Source organism: Rhizobium sp. AC27/96, assembly GCF_001692325.1.
In the GTDB taxonomy this organism is placed as follows: Bacteria; Pseudomonadota; Alphaproteobacteria; order Rhizobiales; family Rhizobiaceae; genus Rhizobium.
In genome coordinates this window covers 211,186-227,021 of record NZ_LXKN01000058.1, presented here as the reverse complement: position 1 = coordinate 227,021, position 15,836 = coordinate 211,186, and the positions used below count along the sequence as shown (strand labels likewise).

General features: G+C 58.6%; 18 protein-coding genes. 9 read left to right on the top strand and 9 right to left on the bottom strand.

The features are described from left to right. Window positions 1–146: 146 nt before the first annotated feature. Window positions 147–1,205 (top strand): aldo/keto reductase, encoded by a 1,059-nt coding sequence (locus A6U86_RS28865; RefSeq protein ID WP_068398680.1) that lies wholly within the window; start codon window positions 147–149, stop codon window positions 1,203–1,205. A 261-nt stretch (window positions 1,206–1,466) separates the two neighbouring features. On the opposite strand, the gene A6U86_RS28860 is transcribed toward A6U86_RS28865, so the two are convergent. Both A6U86_RS28860 and A6U86_RS28855 read right to left on the bottom strand, forming a co-directional pair. Next, window positions 1,467–2,015: a hypothetical protein gene (locus A6U86_RS28860; RefSeq protein WP_068398677.1), complete on the bottom strand. Its 549-nt coding sequence runs from the start codon at window positions 2,013–2,015 to the stop codon at window positions 1,467–1,469. Window positions 2,016–2,449: 434 nt separating this feature from the next. After that, window positions 2,450–3,679: a PLP-dependent aminotransferase family protein gene (locus A6U86_RS28855; protein WP_068398675.1), complete on the bottom strand. Its 1,230-nt coding sequence runs from the start codon at window positions 3,677–3,679 to the stop codon at window positions 2,450–2,452. A 220-nt stretch (window positions 3,680–3,899) separates the two neighbouring features. On the opposite strand from A6U86_RS28855, the gene A6U86_RS28850 reads away from it, so the two are divergent. The 3 genes from A6U86_RS28850 to A6U86_RS28840 all read left to right on the top strand — a co-directional run bounded on the left by A6U86_RS28850 (window position 3,900) and on the right by A6U86_RS28840 (window position 5,139). Beyond that, window positions 3,900–4,109: an AbrB/MazE/SpoVT family DNA-binding domain-containing protein gene (locus A6U86_RS28850; RefSeq protein ID WP_068398945.1), complete on the top strand. Its 210-nt coding sequence runs from the start codon at window positions 3,900–3,902 to the stop codon at window positions 4,107–4,109. Next, window positions 4,109–4,486 (top strand): type II toxin-antitoxin system VapC family toxin, encoded by a 378-nt coding sequence (locus tag A6U86_RS28845; RefSeq protein WP_068398672.1) that lies wholly within the window; start codon window positions 4,109–4,111, stop codon window positions 4,484–4,486. Before A6U86_RS28850 ends, A6U86_RS28845 begins: the two co-directional genes overlap by 1 nt. A gap of 65 nt (window positions 4,487–4,551) precedes the next feature. Continuing rightward, window positions 4,552–5,139, top strand: a complete 588-nt coding sequence (locus A6U86_RS28840; protein WP_068398940.1) for a bifunctional 2-polyprenyl-6-hydroxyphenol methylase/3-demethylubiquinol 3-O-methyltransferase UbiG — start codon at window positions 4,552–4,554, stop codon at window positions 5,137–5,139. Window positions 5,140–5,245: 106 nt separating this feature from the next. Here the strand turns inward: A6U86_RS28840 and A6U86_RS28835 are convergent, their stop codons facing one another. From A6U86_RS28835 to A6U86_RS28825, 3 genes are all read right to left on the bottom strand, one after another. After that, on the bottom strand, window positions 5,246–6,001 hold the full coding sequence (locus tag A6U86_RS28835; protein ID WP_068398669.1) for a hypothetical protein: 756 nt from the start codon (window positions 5,999–6,001) through the stop codon (window positions 5,246–5,248). 119 nt (window positions 6,002–6,120) lie between these two features. Continuing rightward, window positions 6,121–7,140: a ketol-acid reductoisomerase gene (gene ilvC / locus A6U86_RS28830; RefSeq protein ID WP_068398665.1), complete on the bottom strand. Its 1,020-nt coding sequence runs from the start codon at window positions 7,138–7,140 to the stop codon at window positions 6,121–6,123. 43 nt (window positions 7,141–7,183) lie between these two features. After that, window positions 7,184–7,834, bottom strand: a complete 651-nt coding sequence (locus A6U86_RS28825) for a TetR/AcrR family transcriptional regulator C-terminal domain-containing protein (protein WP_068398939.1) — start codon at window positions 7,832–7,834, stop codon at window positions 7,184–7,186. Between the two features lie 182 nt (window positions 7,835–8,016). On the opposite strand from A6U86_RS28825, the gene A6U86_RS28820 reads away from it, so the two are divergent. Then, window positions 8,017–8,508 carry a hypothetical protein gene (locus A6U86_RS28820; protein ID WP_141683836.1) on the top strand — a complete coding sequence of 164 codons (492 nt, stop codon included), beginning with the start codon at window positions 8,017–8,019 and terminating at the stop codon, window positions 8,506–8,508. Between the two features lie 2 nt (window positions 8,509–8,510). Here the strand turns inward: A6U86_RS28820 and A6U86_RS28815 are convergent, their stop codons facing one another. Beyond that, window positions 8,511–9,422, bottom strand: a complete 912-nt coding sequence (locus tag A6U86_RS28815) for an AraC family transcriptional regulator (RefSeq protein ID WP_068398663.1) — start codon at window positions 9,420–9,422, stop codon at window positions 8,511–8,513. Between the two features lie 217 nt (window positions 9,423–9,639). Here A6U86_RS28815 and A6U86_RS28810 point away from each other — a divergent pair, with 217 nt between their 5' ends. Further along, window positions 9,640–10,683: an NAD(P)-dependent alcohol dehydrogenase gene (locus tag A6U86_RS28810; RefSeq protein ID WP_068398660.1), complete on the top strand. Its 1,044-nt coding sequence runs from the start codon at window positions 9,640–9,642 to the stop codon at window positions 10,681–10,683. Between the two features lie 54 nt (window positions 10,684–10,737). On the opposite strand, the gene A6U86_RS28805 is transcribed toward A6U86_RS28810, so the two are convergent. The 3 genes from A6U86_RS28805 to A6U86_RS28795 form a co-directional block, all read right to left on the bottom strand. Continuing rightward, window positions 10,738–12,000 carry an NAD(P)/FAD-dependent oxidoreductase gene (locus A6U86_RS28805; RefSeq protein ID WP_068398657.1) on the bottom strand — a complete coding sequence of 421 codons (1,263 nt, stop codon included), beginning with the start codon at window positions 11,998–12,000 and terminating at the stop codon, window positions 10,738–10,740. Between the two features lie 107 nt (window positions 12,001–12,107). Next, complete coding sequence (locus A6U86_RS28800) at window positions 12,108–12,668, bottom strand: PH domain-containing protein (RefSeq protein ID WP_068398654.1); 561 nt, start codon at window positions 12,666–12,668, stop codon at window positions 12,108–12,110. Between the two features lie 116 nt (window positions 12,669–12,784). Next, entirely contained in the window at window positions 12,785–13,249 is a 465-nt protein-coding gene (locus A6U86_RS28795) for an Lrp/AsnC family transcriptional regulator (protein ID WP_068398651.1), read from the bottom strand. Between the two features lie 160 nt (window positions 13,250–13,409). On the opposite strand from A6U86_RS28795, the gene A6U86_RS28790 reads away from it, so the two are divergent. The 3 genes from A6U86_RS28790 (at window position 13,410) to A6U86_RS28780 (ending at window position 15,723) form a co-directional block, all read left to right on the top strand. Further along, window positions 13,410–14,129: an aspartate/glutamate racemase family protein gene (locus A6U86_RS28790; protein ID WP_068398648.1), complete on the top strand. Its 720-nt coding sequence runs from the start codon at window positions 13,410–13,412 to the stop codon at window positions 14,127–14,129. A gap of 73 nt (window positions 14,130–14,202) precedes the next feature. Then, on the top strand, window positions 14,203–15,132 hold the full coding sequence (locus A6U86_RS28785; RefSeq protein ID WP_068398645.1) for a helix-turn-helix domain-containing GNAT family N-acetyltransferase: 930 nt from the start codon (window positions 14,203–14,205) through the stop codon (window positions 15,130–15,132). A gap of 84 nt (window positions 15,133–15,216) precedes the next feature. Beyond that, window positions 15,217–15,723, top strand: a complete 507-nt coding sequence (locus tag A6U86_RS28780) for a GNAT family N-acetyltransferase (protein WP_068398643.1) — start codon at window positions 15,217–15,219, stop codon at window positions 15,721–15,723. Window positions 15,724–15,836 lie beyond the last annotated feature (113 nt).

Here is a 15,836-nt window from a genome sequence, read left to right as displayed (position 1 = left end):
GGTTGTCTAGACGCGCGGCTTAACATGATTGTGACAGTTGAATTTGAAGAAGATACCGTTGGTATGATGATTAGACCTTGACCGTCTCTCCCCAGCGCTATTTCCTGACACCCGAATTTCAAGATGGGATCCAGGAGGAGAAATCAATGGAATATCGCCTGCTTGGCCGCTCCGGCCTCAAAGTTTCCACCATCACCATGGGCACCATGACCTTCGGCGGGGTTGGCTGGGCCAAGACCGTCGGCGATCTCGGCGTCAAGGACGCCAAGAAGCTTGTCGACATGTGCGTCGATGCCGGCGTCAACCTGCTCGACACGGCAGACGTCTACTCTCAAGGAGCATCTGAAGAAATCCTCGGCGAGATCATCGGTGGCCCGCGCAAGAACGGCGTGCTCATCGCCACCAAGGCCCGCTTCCCGATGGGATCCGGCGTCAACGATGCCGGCTCCTCCCGCCAGCATCTTATCCAGGCTTGCGAGGCCAGCCTGAAGCGCATGAAGACCGACGTTATCGATCTTTATCAGCTGCATGAATGGGACGGCCAGACGCCGCTGGAAGAGACGATGGAAGCGCTCGATACGCTGGTCCGTCAGGGCAAGGTCCGCTACATCGGCTGCTCGAATTTCTCCGGCTGGCACATCATGAAGGCGCTCGCAGTCAGCGAACGCGACAAGCGCGAACGCTTCGTCAGCCAGCAAATCCACTATACGTTGGAAGCCCGCGACGCCGAAAACGAGCTGGTGCCTGTCAGCATCGACCAGGGCCTCGGCATCCTCGTCTGGAGCCCGATTGCCGGCGGCCTGCTGTCAGGCAAGCACCGCCGCAACCAGGCGACGCCGGAAGGCACGCGCCAGTTTGCCGGCTGGACGGAACCGCCGATCCGCGACGAGAACCGTCTCTGGAACATCGTCGACACTTTGGTGGAAATTGCCGATGGCCGCGGCGTCTCGGCAGCCCAGGTGGCGCTTGCCTGGCTCATCGGCCGCAAGGGCGTCACCTCGGTCATCATCGGCGGCCGCACGAAAGCCCAGTTCAAGGACAATCTCGCCAGCGCCGAGCTGAAGCTAACCGACGAGGAACGCAAGCGGCTCGATGATGTCAGCCTGCCGCCGCTGATGTATCCCTATTGGCACCAACGCAACACCGCCAGCGACCGTCTCAGCGAGGCCGACCTTTCTCTGATCGCTCCGCATCTGGCGAAGTAAGACACTCCTTCTCCCCCTCGGGGAGAAGGTGCCCAAAGGGCGGATGAGGGGGTGGCACGGGGCATTCGTTGTCCACCACAGTGGTGCAACGCCCCCTCAACCAGCGCCCCTTCGGCAAGCTTAGGAGCGCATCCTGCTCCCCGCCGGGGAAAAGGTAAATCAGGCCGCCAACACCCCGATTTCTCCTGAGATCAACTTGCCAAGCCGTGAAATGCCTTCTTCAACCATCTCGTCGCTTGTGGCAGGCCTGATGTTCGGCAATCAGGGACGATCGATATCGTAGATGATGCTTTTGTCGTATAACGCCTTCAATTCGTCGGCCGAATAGGTCGCCGTGTCATCCGCGTCGAAATAGCCGGGAATCTTATAGGCTGCCCCATTATAATCCTTCGAGACGCTTCTCTTCTTGTCATAACCATTATGTGCAATCTCGAAGGTAGCCTTGCCATCGGCAATTCCGACAATGCGCAAAAGGCCATAAACATGCTCATCGCTGAAACCCGAGGATATTTTCGAGATCTCAGCCTCGTAGATATCGCCGACCTTGGGTTCGGCCAGCATCTTTGCAACCTCACCATCATGCTGGACGCCAACCATCACAGCCAGGCCAACAAAGGCGACGATGGCGCCCAAACCGACCATCCAGCCACGCCGGTCCATAAAGGGTACGGGATCGGATGTAAGCTTGTCGGCAATCGCGGCACGTTCAATGACGTGACCATTGTTGCATCGATTGCAGTGGGCGGCATATTTGCGGGAGGTCACAAAGCGGATCAAATACCAGAAGTGGCGATAGCGGTAGGTCAGCATCGCGCGGTATGTCTGGTCGTCCTTACATATCTCGCAGCGTTGTACCCCGATGTCTTGCGCCGCTACCAAGGTTTTAGTGCCTGATCCCCAAACGTAAAGCATCAATCCCCCAAAGATTGCTTAGTCCTCGACCCAAAAATATCATATCGATATCACTTGTTTACGATCCATCACCTTATTCATGAAGCCGACAGTTCAGCAACCTGAGATAAGACCTCGGCGCGGACAGTAACCGCGAATGGAAGTCAGGACAAGCTTGCAAGGCCAACAGGAACGGGGCTCGTTTGGAGCGTTTGAGCGTCCGGGCTAAGTGAAAGTCCTGCCTGATTTTGGCTCAAATTCTGGAAAGCTGCGGCTCAACGATCGGGCAAGCAGGCCAACCTCTCGCTGATCAGCCCGCATCTGGCGAAGTAAATCGAAAACGGCGTGGCGGCTCAGGCCGCCAACGCCCCGATCTCTCCAGCAATCAGTTTGCCGAGCCGTGAAATGCCCTCTTCGATCATCTCATCGTTGGCGCAGGAGAAGCTGACACGGAACGTATTGGCGCCGGTGCCATCTGCAAAGAAGGCTTGACCGGGAACGAAGGCAACCTTGGCAGTCTCAAGCGATCTTGCCAGCAGCTTGGCGCCATCCATGCCCTTCGGCAGGGTGATCCATACGAACATGCCGCCCTGCGGTTTCGTCCAGCTGACCCCGTCCGGCATGTATTTGGCAAGGGCCGCCAGCATACAGTCGCGACGGTGGCTATAGGTCTTGCGAACCTTGGCAACCTGCGCGTCGAAACCACGTTCGGCAACCTGATGGATGGCGATCTGGTTGATGGTCGAGGAATGCAGGTCGGCCGCCTGCTTCATCAGTACAAGCTTGCGGATAACAGGCGCATTGGCGACAACGAAACCGACGCGAAGGCCCGGCGCCAAGGTCTTGGAAAAGCTGCCGCAATAGATCGTGCGCGTGTCGTTGATATTGCCCTTGCGGGCGATTTCCAGCGCCAGGATCGGCGGGATCGCCTCGCCATCATAGCGCAGCGATTGATAGGCGGCATCTTCGATGATGGCGATGTCGAGTTCGTCACCGAGATCGATGAGTTTCTCGCGAGCGGCCAGATCGACCGTTTCGCCGGTCGGATTAGCAAAATCGGCCGAGAGATAGGCGAATTTGACCCTACCGCCTGCCTTGGTCGCGGCGGCGCTGTAGGAGTCCGGCGTCCGGTTGCCGTTCGGCGTCAGCTGGTCATAGGTCGGCTCATAGGCATTGAATGCCTGCAGCGCGCCGAGATAGGTCGGCGCCGTCACCAGCGCCGTATCGTTCGGCGAAAGGAAGAGCTTGCCGAGATAATCGAGACCCTGCTGCGAGCCGGAGACGATGAAGACGTTCTCGAGTTCGCAGGGGACACCAAGCGCCGCCATCTGCCCAACGAGCCATTCGCGCAGCGGCTTGTAGCCTTCGCTGACCGAATATTGCAGGGCGGCGTTGACGGTCGGGCCGGAGAAAATGTCAGAATAGGCCTGCTTGAATTCCGCATCCGGAAACAGCGCAGGGTCGGGAATGCCACCGGCAAACGAGATGATATCCGGCCGCTCCAGCAGCTTCAGCAACTCGCGGATTTCGGAGGCGCGCATACGGCTCGAACGCGTCGCAAAGATATTTTCCCAATTCAACATGGGGCTTCCTCGTAATTTTTGGTCTTTCTAGCACAAGATCACGCAACAAAAGATAAGTCAACAATGCTGACCTAATTTGTTTGAGACGATGACAAACAATTCTTCGAGTTGGTCGATATGCGGTTGGCTGCTAATGGGCTGGAGCTCTCAATCGGGCCTACCCATTTTCATCTCCAGGTGCTATTCTTACCTAGTAACCATCGATAGGAAAAACGTAAGAATGGCCACCGCGACTCTCTCCTCAAAATTTCAGATATCGATCCCGAAGGAGGTTCGCGATCAGCAGCACTGGGATGCGGGGCAGGAATTCGTCTTCATTCCCAAGGGAAAGGGCGTGCTACTCATTCCCGTACCTGAGCTCGCCGACCTCAAGGGCATGGCGAAGGGCGCCAGCCCCAGCAATTACCGTGACCGGAAAGACCGGTTCTGATGCGCGTCGTTGACAGCTCCGCCTGGATCGAGTGGCTGACCCAAGGCCCGGCCGCGGATCGGCTGCAGGGCGAAATGCCAGCGCGAACCGAATGTATCGTCCCGACCATCGTCCAGCTCGAACTCGCCAAATGGTTGGAACGCGAGCGTGACGAGGAGGCGGTCGATTCCTTCTTCGCCTATACCGCCACCTGTATTATCGCACCTCTTGATACGGCCCTTGCCCGCCGCGCCGCGGAAATCTCGGCAAAGCACAAACTTGCACTCGCCGATGCGATCATCTACGCCACCGCTGAACTGCACAACGCTGACGTGCTGACGCTGGACGCTCATTTCAAGGATCTCGACCGAGTAGTCTATTTCAGCAGAGAGCAATAGCGGATATCCGCCATTTTCCGCTTGGTAATATGCATCCTAACCGAAGAAGAATGAGCACCAGCAAGATGAGCACCGACCCGACATCATCCTTCTACGCCGACAATGCCAGCATCTATGCGGCACGCGAACGCAACCTCCCGACAAGCCGGCTCGATGCCTTTCTTGCCGCCCTTCCCGCTGGTGCATCCATCCTGGAACTGGGCTGCGGAGCCGGTCAGGATGCGGCCTATATGCTGTCGCGCGGCTTCGACATCACCCCGATGGATGGTTCGGCTGAGCTTGCCAGTGAAGCCGAGAAGCTGATCGGCAGGCCAGTGCGGATCATGCGGTTCGAGACGCTCGACGCCCGTGCCGCGTTCGATGGCATATGGGCAGAGGCCAGTCTCCTTCACGTACCGCGATCCGACCTCCCGAATATCTTCGGCCGGATTCTGCGTGCTCTGAAGGACGGCGGCATCTTCCACAGCAGTTTCAAGGCCGGCGATGCGGAAGGGCACGATACCCTCGGCCGCTACTACAACTATCCCTCGGCCGAATGGCTGACGGCCCTCCTCGGCGACGGCGGATGGAAAGACATAGTGATGACCGAAGCAGATGGCGGCGGCTTCGACGGCAAGCCGACGAAATGGCTTTATGTCTCCGCACGAAAATAGAGGGGGGGGGCGCGGCCTTAATTGTTGCTCTCATCACCCAAAGTCGCGTGGAGTCGGCTCCGCTGGCCCAGGCGAAACTTACCCTGCCAGCCGCTCCAAACCCGAGTTAGCGGCAGGGCGTGCTGCGCAAAAAGACCAAGGCAGCCTCGATGGAATCGATGCGCCACATATCTCTCTCGGCTACATCGTCGACAACCGCTATTATGGCAGCTTGCAATCCATCGCCGCAAAGCCAATCGGAAATCGTCCGCCTGGTCGCCAAATCAAGGTCTTCCCAAAAAGAGCGACCATAAGGCAGCCCGTCCGAACGATTGATGACATCAGCGAGTTGCAGGGCAGAATTCGGTGTCAGATTGGACAGCCAAGACTCCAGAATGGAATTGACATTCCTTTCGAGACGAATTGCGCAGATAAACCAATCCATCGCATCGAGTTCATCCGGATGTTGCAAGCGTGCATAATCCCAAGACGCACGATAAACGTTCTCGATCGCAAGACGCTCTGATGCTGGCCATTTACACCAGTCAGCATATTCCAGCTTTGCCAGGATCTGTAGCGGAGCGAAACCCAGCCTGCCTCGAGTCAAAAGAGCGTGCTGCAGAATTCTCGGAAAATAATGTTTGTATTCCTCTACGCCACCCACCGTCGTTATTGCCCACATAGCGTAGCCACCCAGGGCGTTGCCGCTTAACTCCGGCATTGGTGCGGAGCGCAGATCCTGCAGAATCTTCGCCGGATCGCGCAATGGCGATGCATCTAGCGCCTCGGGAGGTGGATACTCAGCAAACGCGGCATAGAGCTCCTCCCAGCCGTTCTTGAGATTGGTGACAGTGCGCGCAAAATCGGTTTCAGCAGAAGTCATTACAACCCTATAGCGAATTCACAACCATCCCGCCAGCAGACCGCACTATCAGATAACGCAAAATAGAAAAAGGCCGGAGCATCGCCCCGGCCTCCCGCTATTCCGGCAGTGCCGAAAGCTTAGTTGACGGCCTTGTCGACCAGCTTGTTCTTGCCGATCCAGGGCATCATGCCGCGCAGCTTGGCGCCGACTTCTTCGATCTGGTGGCTGTCGTTCAGGCGGCGGATACCCTTGAAGCGGGCAGCGCCCGAACGGTATTCCTGCATCCAGTCCGAGGTAAACTTGCCGGTCTGAATGTCCTTGAGGACGCGCTTCATTTCAGCCTTGGTTTCGGCCGTGATGATGCGCGGGCCGGAGACGTATTCGCCCCACTCTGCCGTGTTCGAGATCGAGTAGTTCATGTTGGCGATGCCGCCTTCATAGATCAGGTCGACGATGAGCTTTACTTCGTGCAGGCACTCGAAATAGGCCATTTCCGGTGCGTAACCGGCTTCGACCAGGGTTTCGAAACCGGCGCGGATCAGCTCGACGAGACCGCCGCACAGAACGACCTGTTCGCCGAAGAGGTCGGTTTCGCACTCTTCGCGGAAGTTGGTTTCGATGATGCCCGAACGGCCGCCGCCAACGCCGCAGGCGTAGGAGAGAGCCAGCTCAAGAGCGTTGCCGGAAGCGTTCTGGTGAACGGCAACGAGGCAAGGAACGCCGCCGCCCTTCTGGTATTCGCCGCGAACCGTGTGGCCCGGGCCCTTCGGAGCGATCATGACGACGTCGACCGAAGCCTTCGGCTCGATGAGGCCGAAGTGAACGTTGAGGCCGTGAGCAAAGGCGATAGCAGCGCCGTCGCGGATGTTCGGAGCGATATCGGCCTTGTAGATGTCGGCCTGCAGTTCGTCCGGGGTTGCCATCATCATCAGGTCGGCCCAGGCAGCTGCTTCGGCAACAGTCATAACCTTGAAGCCATCGGCTTCGGCCTTCTTCACTGTCGGCGAGCCGGCCTTGAGCGCGATTGCAACGTTCTGAGCGCCGCTGTCCTTCAGGTTCAGCGCGTGAGCGCGGCCCTGGGAACCGTAGCCGATGACGGCGACCTTCTTCGACTTGATGAGGTTGAGATCGGCATCACGATCGTAATAGACGCGCATTGTTTGTCCTTCCCTTTGCTTGTCTGGGTATAAGTTAGATGTGTCAGACGGTCGCCGCTGCTTCCGCCAAAACCTTTTCCGTACCGTAAAGCCTGAGGAAGGCCGTAACAGCCTTCTCAGCCTGACGGCTGGAATCCTTCAAACCGGGCTCGCCAAGCAGCATGCGAACATGCAGATCGGAAACGATGAGCCCGTAAAGCGTGTGATATGCCTCGTCGGCATCCGCAAAGCGCAGCAGCCCTGCCCGCTTGCCGGCATCGATCAGGCCGCTGGCTCGGCGGTCGATCTGCCGGCGGCCGCGCTCCAGCAAAAGCTTGCCGAGCTTCGAGCCATCGCGGTTCGACTGGCCGATTGCCAGACGGTTCAGCGCGAGCGAAACATCGCCCGCCAAAACTTCCAGCAGGTCGCGGGCGAAAATGACGAGATGATCGTGCAGGCTTACCGTATTCAGCCGCTCGCCATTGCGCTCGAACGTGCGCACCTTGCTTGCCTGATAGGCGATCATTGCCGACAGCAGACCGTCACGGTCGCCGAACCACTTATAGAGACTTTCCTTGGAGCAATTGGCGGCGCGGGCGACGCCCGAGGTCGTCAGCGCCTTTTCGCCGCCGTCGACGAGCAGACGCAACGCCTGCTCCAGAACGGCGTTCTGGCGCGGCGAAAACTCGCTCGACTGTCCTACTTCGCTCAGCACGATGGCCACTCCCAAATGCGTACCGTACGGTACGGTTCGTGGCGCGTTATGCAGCACCCCGAAGCAGGCGTCAAGCGAAATTCGTTGCTGCACTGCGCCAAAAAATCGGAGCCGCTTGTCATGGCAGGCACACGACAGCTAGAGCTTGCCGGCATAGATATCTCTTCATCAGGACCTGGGTGATGAACGCCGCATTGACGCACCTTTCAACCATACCTCTTGCCTCCGCACCGGTTCATCTCGGCAAGGGCAAACGAGGAATGCTTGCCCGTGTCATAGGCATATGGTTCGCGACGGTCGTGCTTGGGCTGCCAACGGCAGAGGCCTCGGCGGCAAAACCTGCTGCCGGTCCGGCTGGGCACTATTGCGGCAAGCTCCTCTCCGCCGGATCGCTGGTGGATGTCGAAACATCATTGCAGGTTGACACACAGGGCCATATCGCCGGCACCTATCGTTTCCAAGACGATGGCAATACGACGATCGGTGCTCTCTCCGAAATCGGAACGGCGCACGGCAGGAAACGAACCCTGCGCTGGTTCGACAAATATGGGATGGGCTCGCTAACGATAAGGTTCGATGCCGAATATGATCGTTTCGAAGGCCTGTGGGGGCCGCAAGACGCCGTTCCGAGCTACACCTGGAACGGCGGCAATTGCCACGCGCCCATCAGCTAAGCCTATTCGGCGGCGACAGCATTGTTGCGCATCGCCTCGACATCCCTGAGCGGCGACAGACCATAGAGGCGGCTATATTCACGGCTGAATTGCGAAGGGCTCTGATAGCCGACGCGATGGCCGGCCGAACCCACATCGAGCTGTTCGACGATCATCAGGCGCCGCGCCTCATGCAGCCGGAGCTGCTTCTGATACTGCATCGGCGACATGGCCGTGACGGCCTTGAAATGATGATGCAGGGAGGAAACGCTCATGCCGATGCGCTCGGCCAGTTCCTCGATGCGCAGAGGCTGTTCGAAATTGCCGCGAAGCCAGGCAATGGCACGCGCCACCCGGTTGCTCTGGCTTTCCGCCATGGCGACCTGCAGCAGCCGCGGACCGTTCGGGCCGGTCAACAGGCGGTAAAGGATCTCCTGCTCGATCAATGGCGCCATCGCCGGAATATCTTCCGGCCGATCCAGCAATCTGAGAAGCCGCAACGACGCATCGAGCAATTCCGGCGAAGCCGTATTGATCGCGAGGCCACGCAAGGGCTCGGCCGTCACCGCCTGGCTTGGAATGTTGACGCGTGACAGAAGTTCCTTCAGGCGCTCGCTGTCCAGCGCCATGCCGAAACAGAGATAGGGCGTGTCACTGCCGACATTGGTCACCTGGGTCGATACGGGCAGATCGAGGGCAGTCAAAATATACTCGCCGACGCCATAGTGGTAGGTATCGGTGCCAACAGTCAGGGTCTTCCGCCCCTGGACGACAATGGCATAGCAAGGCCGATAAGCCCCGTGCTGCCAAACCGTCGCAGCCGATTGCCGATAGAGGTTGAGACCATCGATCGGGGTGCGGTGTTCTCCATCCCCCGTGGCGAAACGAGCAACGATGGATGCGAGTTCCTGATTTGGATTGAAAGGCAGTGTCATTCGCAACCAACTGTTTTCGAGTGGATATCAAGGCATATCTAGGTAACGGAAGTCCGCTGCAAAAGAGCGGCCGCACATTTAGATTCGCAGGATCGTACATAAAGCTTGCAGGATCGCTCTAACGCTGTGGCCCCTTCCCGATGCATAGTCGGACATCCCAATTCCACTCCCACCTCCTCCGAAAACCCCACCTCCTCCGAAAACAAGGAAGTCTCCCATGCCTATCGCAAAGGGTTATGCCGCCACTGACGCCTCCAAGCCGCTGACGCCGTTCACCTTCGAACGTCGCGAGCCGAATGAGGATGACGTCGTCATCGAGATCAAGTTCTCCGGCATCTGCCATTCCGACATTCACCAGGCCCGCAACGAATGGGGCAATGCAAAATATCCGATGGTACCCGGTCATGAGATCGCCGGTATCGTCAGCGCCGTCGGCTCGAAAGTGAGCAAGTTCAAGGTCGGCGACCGCGTCGGCGTCGGCTGCTTCGTCAATTCCTGCACGACCTGCGCCACCCGCGACCTCGACCTGGAACACTACATGCCGGGCGTCGTTCAGACCTACAACGACTTCGAGGCCGATGGCACGACGCCAACCTATGGCGGCTATTCGGACTCGATCGTCGTCAAGGAAGGCTACGTCCTCTCGATCCCCGAAAATATCCCGCTCGACGCTGCTGCACCGCTGCTCTGCGCCGGCATCACGCTCTACTCGCCGCTGCACCACTGGAAGGCGGGTCCCGGCAAGAAGGTCGCAATCGTCGGCATGGGCGGCCTCGGTCACATGGGCGTCAAGATCGCCCATGCGATGGGTGCCGAAGTCACCGTTCTCAGCCAGTCGCTTTCCAAGAAGGAAGACGGTCTGCGTCTCGGCGCTGACCACTATTATGCCACCAGCGACGCCGAGACCTTCACGACGCTCGCCGGCACTTTCGACCTGCTCATCATGACGGTCGGCATTGCGCTCGACTGGAATGCCTATCTTGGCCTCTTGAAGGTCGATGGCAGCATGGTCGTGGTCGGTGCGCCAGAGCATCCGGTCCCGGTCCATGCCTTCTCGCTGATCCCCGGCCGTCGCAGCCTCTCGGGCTCGATGATCGGCTCGATCAAGGAAACCCAGGAAATGCTGGATTTCTGCGGCAAGCACAACATTGCCTCGGAGATCGAGGTGATCAGCATCGATCAGGTCAACGAAGCCTATGAGCGCGTGCTGAAGAGCGACGTCCGTTACCGCTTCGTCATCGACATCGCATCGCTGGCGTAAGCGTCACCGCATTGTGACTCATAAGGAAAGGGCAGCCACTACGGCTGCCCTTTTTCAATCCTCGCGCATGGTTTCCCGTTGCGTGATCAGCCGGGCACTGTGCTGCCGGCTGATATAGATCCACAGCCAGCTCCAGGCGACGGCGATGCGCCAGCGGGTGCCGATCAGGAAATAGATGTGGGCGAGACCCCAGACCCACCAGGCAAGCCATCCCTTTAATTTGATCCAGCCGAAGTCGATGATCGCGGCACTCTTGCCGATCGTCGCAAGGCTGCCCTGATGCTTGTAGCGAAACGGCCCCGGCGCCGGCTTGCCGGCCAGCTTCGCCCTGATCACCCTGGCGACATAATCTCCCTGCTGCTTGGCGGCCGGAGCGATCCCCGGCACCGGACTGCCATCCTCGCGCAGGACCAATGCCGTGTCGCCGATGACAAAAATATCGTCCTTGCCCGGCGCCCTCAGCTCCTTGTCGACGACGGCACGACCAGCGCGATCGGCGGGTATGTCAAGCCATTTCGCCGCCGGCGATGCCTCCACACCCGCCGCCCAGACGATGGTGCGGCATGGCACGAAGCTATCACCGATCACGACCCCCTCCGCGCTGCATGAAGTGACCGGCTTGCCGAAATGGAGCTCGACGCCGAGGACCTCCAGCTCCTTGCGCGCATAGTCGGACAGTTCCTCGGCGAAAGCAGCCAGCACCCGCGGCCCGGCCTCAACGAGAATGATCCTGGCCTTGCGCGTGTCGATATTGCGGAATTCCTTCGGCAGCGTCGTCCTTGCCAGTTCCGAGATGATACCGGCAAGCTCCACCCCCGTAGGACCCGCGCCGACGATGACGAAAGTCAGTAGCGCTTCACGGACAGCCGGGTCGGTTTCCAGCTCCGCCTGCTCGAAAGCAAGGAGAACGCGTCGGCGAATGGTCGTGGCATCTTCCAGCGTCTTCAGGCCCGGTGCTACCGGCTCCCATTCGTCATGGCCGAAATAGGCGTGTGTCGCGCCCGTCGCCAGCACCAGTGTATCGTAGCCGATCTTCTGGCCATCCTTCAGAAGCACCTGATGCGCCTCGCTGTCGACGCCGACGACCTCGGCCAGCAACGTCGTGACTTCGGGCCGATCCCTGAAGAAGCTGCGGATCGGCCAGGCGATCTCCGATGTGGCAAGCAATGTCGTCGCGACCTGATAGAGAAGTGGCTGAAAGAGGTGGTGATTGCGCCGGTCGATCAGCGTGATGCGGACAGGCGCGCCCTTCAGATCGTTGGCGAGCTGCAACCCGCCAAAACCGCCTCCGACAACGACAACGTGATGATCCTGCATCGTAACACCTCATATCCACGGTTCATCGAAAACGTAGAGTTGCGAAGGATGAGCGGCAATCATCTTTTATGCATGGCACCCCTGCGGCTGCCACCTTGCGCTGATGGTCAAGATGCTTTCATCGATTGCGCCCGCTGGATGATATTGAATGTGTCGCGCACCTCGCGGATGCCGAGAAATTGAGGCACATCCGAAAGCGCCGGAGTCCAGGCGCTCAGCCCATTGCGGCGGCCATAGCCGGCCTGGATATCGCTTCCAAAACTGATTGTCCCTGTTCCATCGCCTTTCTGATCCAGATCCAGAGCAGGCAGCCGGTCCAACGACATGGTCAGAAGTTTGGAAAACCAGCCCTCGCGCAAGACTATGATCCGTTGATCACTGACCGCATACTGGGTCCTCGCGCGAACAAACGCATCCAGCGCAAACCGACCGACGATGAGATAGAGGCCAATTAATATAAAAGGCACGCCCCACAATCTGAAAAAGAGCGGCGCGTTGGCCTGGCGCACAGCCATAGTCTCCCAGAAAATAGCAAAGCCGCCCCACATGAGCGAGAACGGCACCTGCAGCACATCCCTCTTGCTAAACATCAGGCCCTGTTTCGGTCGACCTAGCCACAATAGCTTTTCACCGGGCAGGAAGTAATTCTGAATGTCTGTGTTGCGCATGGCATATAGCCCCTAAAGCGATAACCGCGACAGTAATTCTACAACTGAAAGCCCTTAACCCTCTCATGCCACCTTGACTGACGTGGCATGCAAAATCAGCACGCGGCTATGTGAACCTACTGCGCATAGCCTACGGGAATGGAAGCACCGCTTTTCAGCTCTTCCATCGAGATCGACGCCGATACGTCGAACAATTCGACCCGGCGCACGAGCTGCTTGTAGATGACGTCATAATGTTCGACGCGGGGCAAGACGATCTTCAGAATATAGTCGTGATTTCCGGTGAGCCGATGCGCCTCGACGATCTCGGGAATATCGCCGATCGCCTTGCGGAAAGCCTCGATCCACTCGTCGGCATGGTGCGCCGTCTTGATCAGCGCGTAGACTGTCGTCGGCACTCCCATCTTCTCCCGGTCGAGCACGACGATGCGCCTGGCGATATGACCGCTCTCCTCCAGCCGCTGGATACGGCGCGAGCATGCGGAGACCGACAGGGCGACGCGATCGGCAAGCTCGGTCACCGAAATGCCGGCATCGCCCTGCAAAAATTCGAGAATCTTTCGGTCACGTTCGTCCAGCATGTGCAATAATCTCCATCAGAGCGCCGTAATTTTGCACAAAACTCCGAAAATACGCAAATCGTTGCAGATTGAATTGTCAAAATCACAAAGATTGCAAACACACGGCGCGTGAATCGCAGCACTATTCCTGCATTCACATTCAAGAGCGGAGAACAGCATTATGCGCACCATTGGCCTGATCGGCGGCATGAGTTTCGAAAGTTCGGCGGTCTATTATCGCCAGATCAACGAAATGGTCCGCGACCAGCTGGGTGGCCTCTCCTCCGCCGAAGTGCTGATGTACTCCGTCAATTTCGCCGAGATCGTCGCCTTGCAAAAGGCCGGCCGTTGGGATGACGCCGCCGCCCGCCTTGGTGATGCGGCACATCGCCTGCAGGTAGCCGGCGCCGAATGCGTGCTCATCTGCACCAACACCATGCACCTGATCGCGCCGGAAGTCGCATCCCGCGTCTCCGTGCCATTGATCCACATCATCGACGAAACCGCTGCCGCGCTGAAGGCCGCCGGAAGCGTAAAGCCGCTGCTGCTCGCCACGCGCTACACCATGGAACACGGCTTTTATGCCGAGCGCATGGCTGAGAACGGCGTCTCCATCATGGTGCCCGGCCCTGAAGACCGCACGATAACCCACGACATCATTTTCAACGAACTCTGCGCTGGCATCATCAAGGACGAATCGCGCCGGAAGCTGAATGCTATCATCGAGCGCGCCAAGGCCGAAGGAGCCGATAGCGTCATCCTCGGCTGCACCGAGATCTGCCTCATTCTCGATCCGAATGCCTTGATCCTCCCCGGCTTCGACACGACGACCATTCATGCCCAGGCAGCTGTCGATTTTGCGCTCGCCGACGAAGGTGTCCGCAGCAGCTGTGCCGCATAGGTCAAGACCAAGTTACTTGACTCAGTCCAATAAATAATGGACATCGTCTCTTATACCGAGGAGACGATGTTCCATGACCATTGCCGACGAATTCACGACCATTGATGCCGTCCGTAACTTCAATCGCTTCTACACCAATTTTCTCGGCGTCCTGAACAAGGCCTACCTCGACAGCCCCTATACGCTGACGGACGTGCGCGTGCTGTTCGAAGTCGGCTTTCGCGGCGGTGTCGCCGCCTCCGCATTGACCCGCGACTTGCATCTCGATCCCGCCTATCTCAGTCGCATCGTCAAGCGCTTCCGCGAGGACGGGCTGATCGAGACGACGCCCGACCCCGAAGATGCGCGCAGCCAGGTCATAAAAGTCACTGACAAAGGACAGGTGCAATTCCAGGAATTCGTCCGCCGCTCCCGCGCCCAGATTGCCGGATATTTCGATGGGCTGGCCATTGGCGAGCCCGAGCGCATCGTCGAAGCGATGCAGACGATCCTGGAGACGCTCGGCGCTGACCGGAGCGCGCCTTCTCCGGCAATCATCCGCTCTCCCCGGCCCGGTGATATCGGCTGGATCGTGCAGAGCCAGGCGCGTTTCTATACCGAGGAGTTCGGCTGGGATCATCGCTTCGAGGCGCTTGTCGCCGAAGTCGCCGGCAAGTTCCTGTCCAGCTTCAATCCGGACAAGGAACGCTGCTGGATCGCCGAACGCAACGGCCTGAACGTCGGCTCGGCCATGATCGCAGATGGCGGAGATGGTGTCGCGAAACTCCGGTTGCTCTATGTCGACAAGACGGCACGCGGCCTCGGCCTCGGCAAGCTGCTGGTCGACGAATGCATCCGTTTCTCGCGCGACGCCGGCTACACCAGGCTTTCGCTCTGGACCAACGACATTCTCGACGCGGCACGGGCCATCTACATCAAGGCCGGCTTCAGGCTCGTTGCGGAAGAAAAACACCGCATGTTCGGCCCGGAATTGAACGGCCAGACGTGGGAGCTTGATCTGTGAGCGTCGGCTGGATGCGGCGATAGACAGGGCGAGGGTTGATCCCTATCCTCGATACATCCCTGATTTGCATCGAGATATTGCCCCATGACCGCAAGCGCCGGTATCACTGTCCTGCCCATCGCCAGCGAGCACATCGAAGGCTTTCACAAGGCGCTCGATACCGTCGCGCGCGAGCGCGAATATCTGACGATGCTCGAAGCATTTCCGCTGGAAGAGACGCGCGCTTTCGTGCTCGGCATGATCGCGAAAGGCAATCCGCAATTCGTTGCTTTGGCGGGCAGCGATGTTGTCGGCTGGTGCGACATCAGCCGCCACGCCTTCCCCTCCCATGCCCATGCCGGTCACCTTGGAATGGGAATCATCCCGGCCTATCGTGGTCAAGGCCTTGGGCGCAGGCTGATCCAGACGACGCTGCAAGCCGCACGCAACACCGGCATGGAGCGCGTGGAACTCAGCGTCCATGCCGACAATATCAGGGCGATAGCGCTTTATGAGAAGGTCGGCTTTGTCCGGGAGGGTCTCGCGCGTAGATCCGTGCGCATAGATGGGCGTTACAAGGACGCGATCCACATGGCCATCATTTTCCAATAACGTCAATAAAAAAACAACTTAACACCGACACCCGATAGTGGCGGCCGGTAATAGTTCTGTTGCAGTGCAAAAATTCGCTTGATTTGGAAACGATCATTTCCTAAAAGAGTCGC

Excerpts from the sequence above, each read along its gene's own strand:
- A6U86_RS28780 (WP_068398643.1), top strand. The coding sequence starts at position 15,217 with ATGACCGCAAGCGCCGGTATCACTGTCCTGCCCATCGCCAGCGAGCAC.
- A6U86_RS28795 (WP_068398651.1), bottom strand. The coding sequence starts at position 13,249 with ATGCTGGACGAACGTGACCGAAAGATTCTCGAATTTTTGCAGGGCGAT.
- A6U86_RS28805 (WP_068398657.1), bottom strand. The coding sequence starts at position 12,000 with ATGCAGGATCATCACGTTGTCGTTGTCGGAGGCGGTTTTGGCGGGTTG.
- A6U86_RS28845 (WP_068398672.1), top strand. The coding sequence starts at position 4,109 with ATGCGCGTCGTTGACAGCTCCGCCTGGATCGAGTGGCTGACCCAAGGC.
- A6U86_RS28785 (WP_068398645.1), top strand. The coding sequence starts at position 14,203 with ATGACCATTGCCGACGAATTCACGACCATTGATGCCGTCCGTAACTTC.
- A6U86_RS28860 (WP_068398677.1), bottom strand. The coding sequence starts at position 2,015 with ATGCTGACCTACCGCTATCGCCACTTCTGGTATTTGATCCGCTTTGTG.
- ilvC (WP_068398665.1), bottom strand. The coding sequence starts at position 7,140 with ATGCGCGTCTATTACGATCGTGATGCCGATCTCAACCTCATCAAGTCG.
- A6U86_RS28820 (WP_141683836.1), top strand. The coding sequence starts at position 8,017 with ATGAACGCCGCATTGACGCACCTTTCAACCATACCTCTTGCCTCCGCA.
- A6U86_RS28865 (WP_068398680.1), top strand. The coding sequence starts at position 147 with ATGGAATATCGCCTGCTTGGCCGCTCCGGCCTCAAAGTTTCCACCATC.
- A6U86_RS28855 (WP_068398675.1), bottom strand. The coding sequence starts at position 3,679 with ATGTTGAATTGGGAAAATATCTTTGCGACGCGTTCGAGCCGTATGCGC.
- A6U86_RS28835 (WP_068398669.1), bottom strand. The coding sequence starts at position 6,001 with ATGACTTCTGCTGAAACCGATTTTGCGCGCACTGTCACCAATCTCAAG.
- A6U86_RS28790 (WP_068398648.1), top strand. The coding sequence starts at position 13,410 with ATGCGCACCATTGGCCTGATCGGCGGCATGAGTTTCGAAAGTTCGGCG.
- A6U86_RS28850 (WP_068398945.1), top strand. The coding sequence starts at position 3,900 with ATGGCCACCGCGACTCTCTCCTCAAAATTTCAGATATCGATCCCGAAG.
- A6U86_RS28810 (WP_068398660.1), top strand. The coding sequence starts at position 9,640 with ATGCCTATCGCAAAGGGTTATGCCGCCACTGACGCCTCCAAGCCGCTG.
- A6U86_RS28800 (WP_068398654.1), bottom strand. The coding sequence starts at position 12,668 with ATGCGCAACACAGACATTCAGAATTACTTCCTGCCCGGTGAAAAGCTA.
- A6U86_RS28840 (WP_068398940.1), top strand. The coding sequence starts at position 4,552 with ATGAGCACCGACCCGACATCATCCTTCTACGCCGACAATGCCAGCATC.
- A6U86_RS28815 (WP_068398663.1), bottom strand. The coding sequence starts at position 9,422 with ATGACACTGCCTTTCAATCCAAATCAGGAACTCGCATCCATCGTTGCT.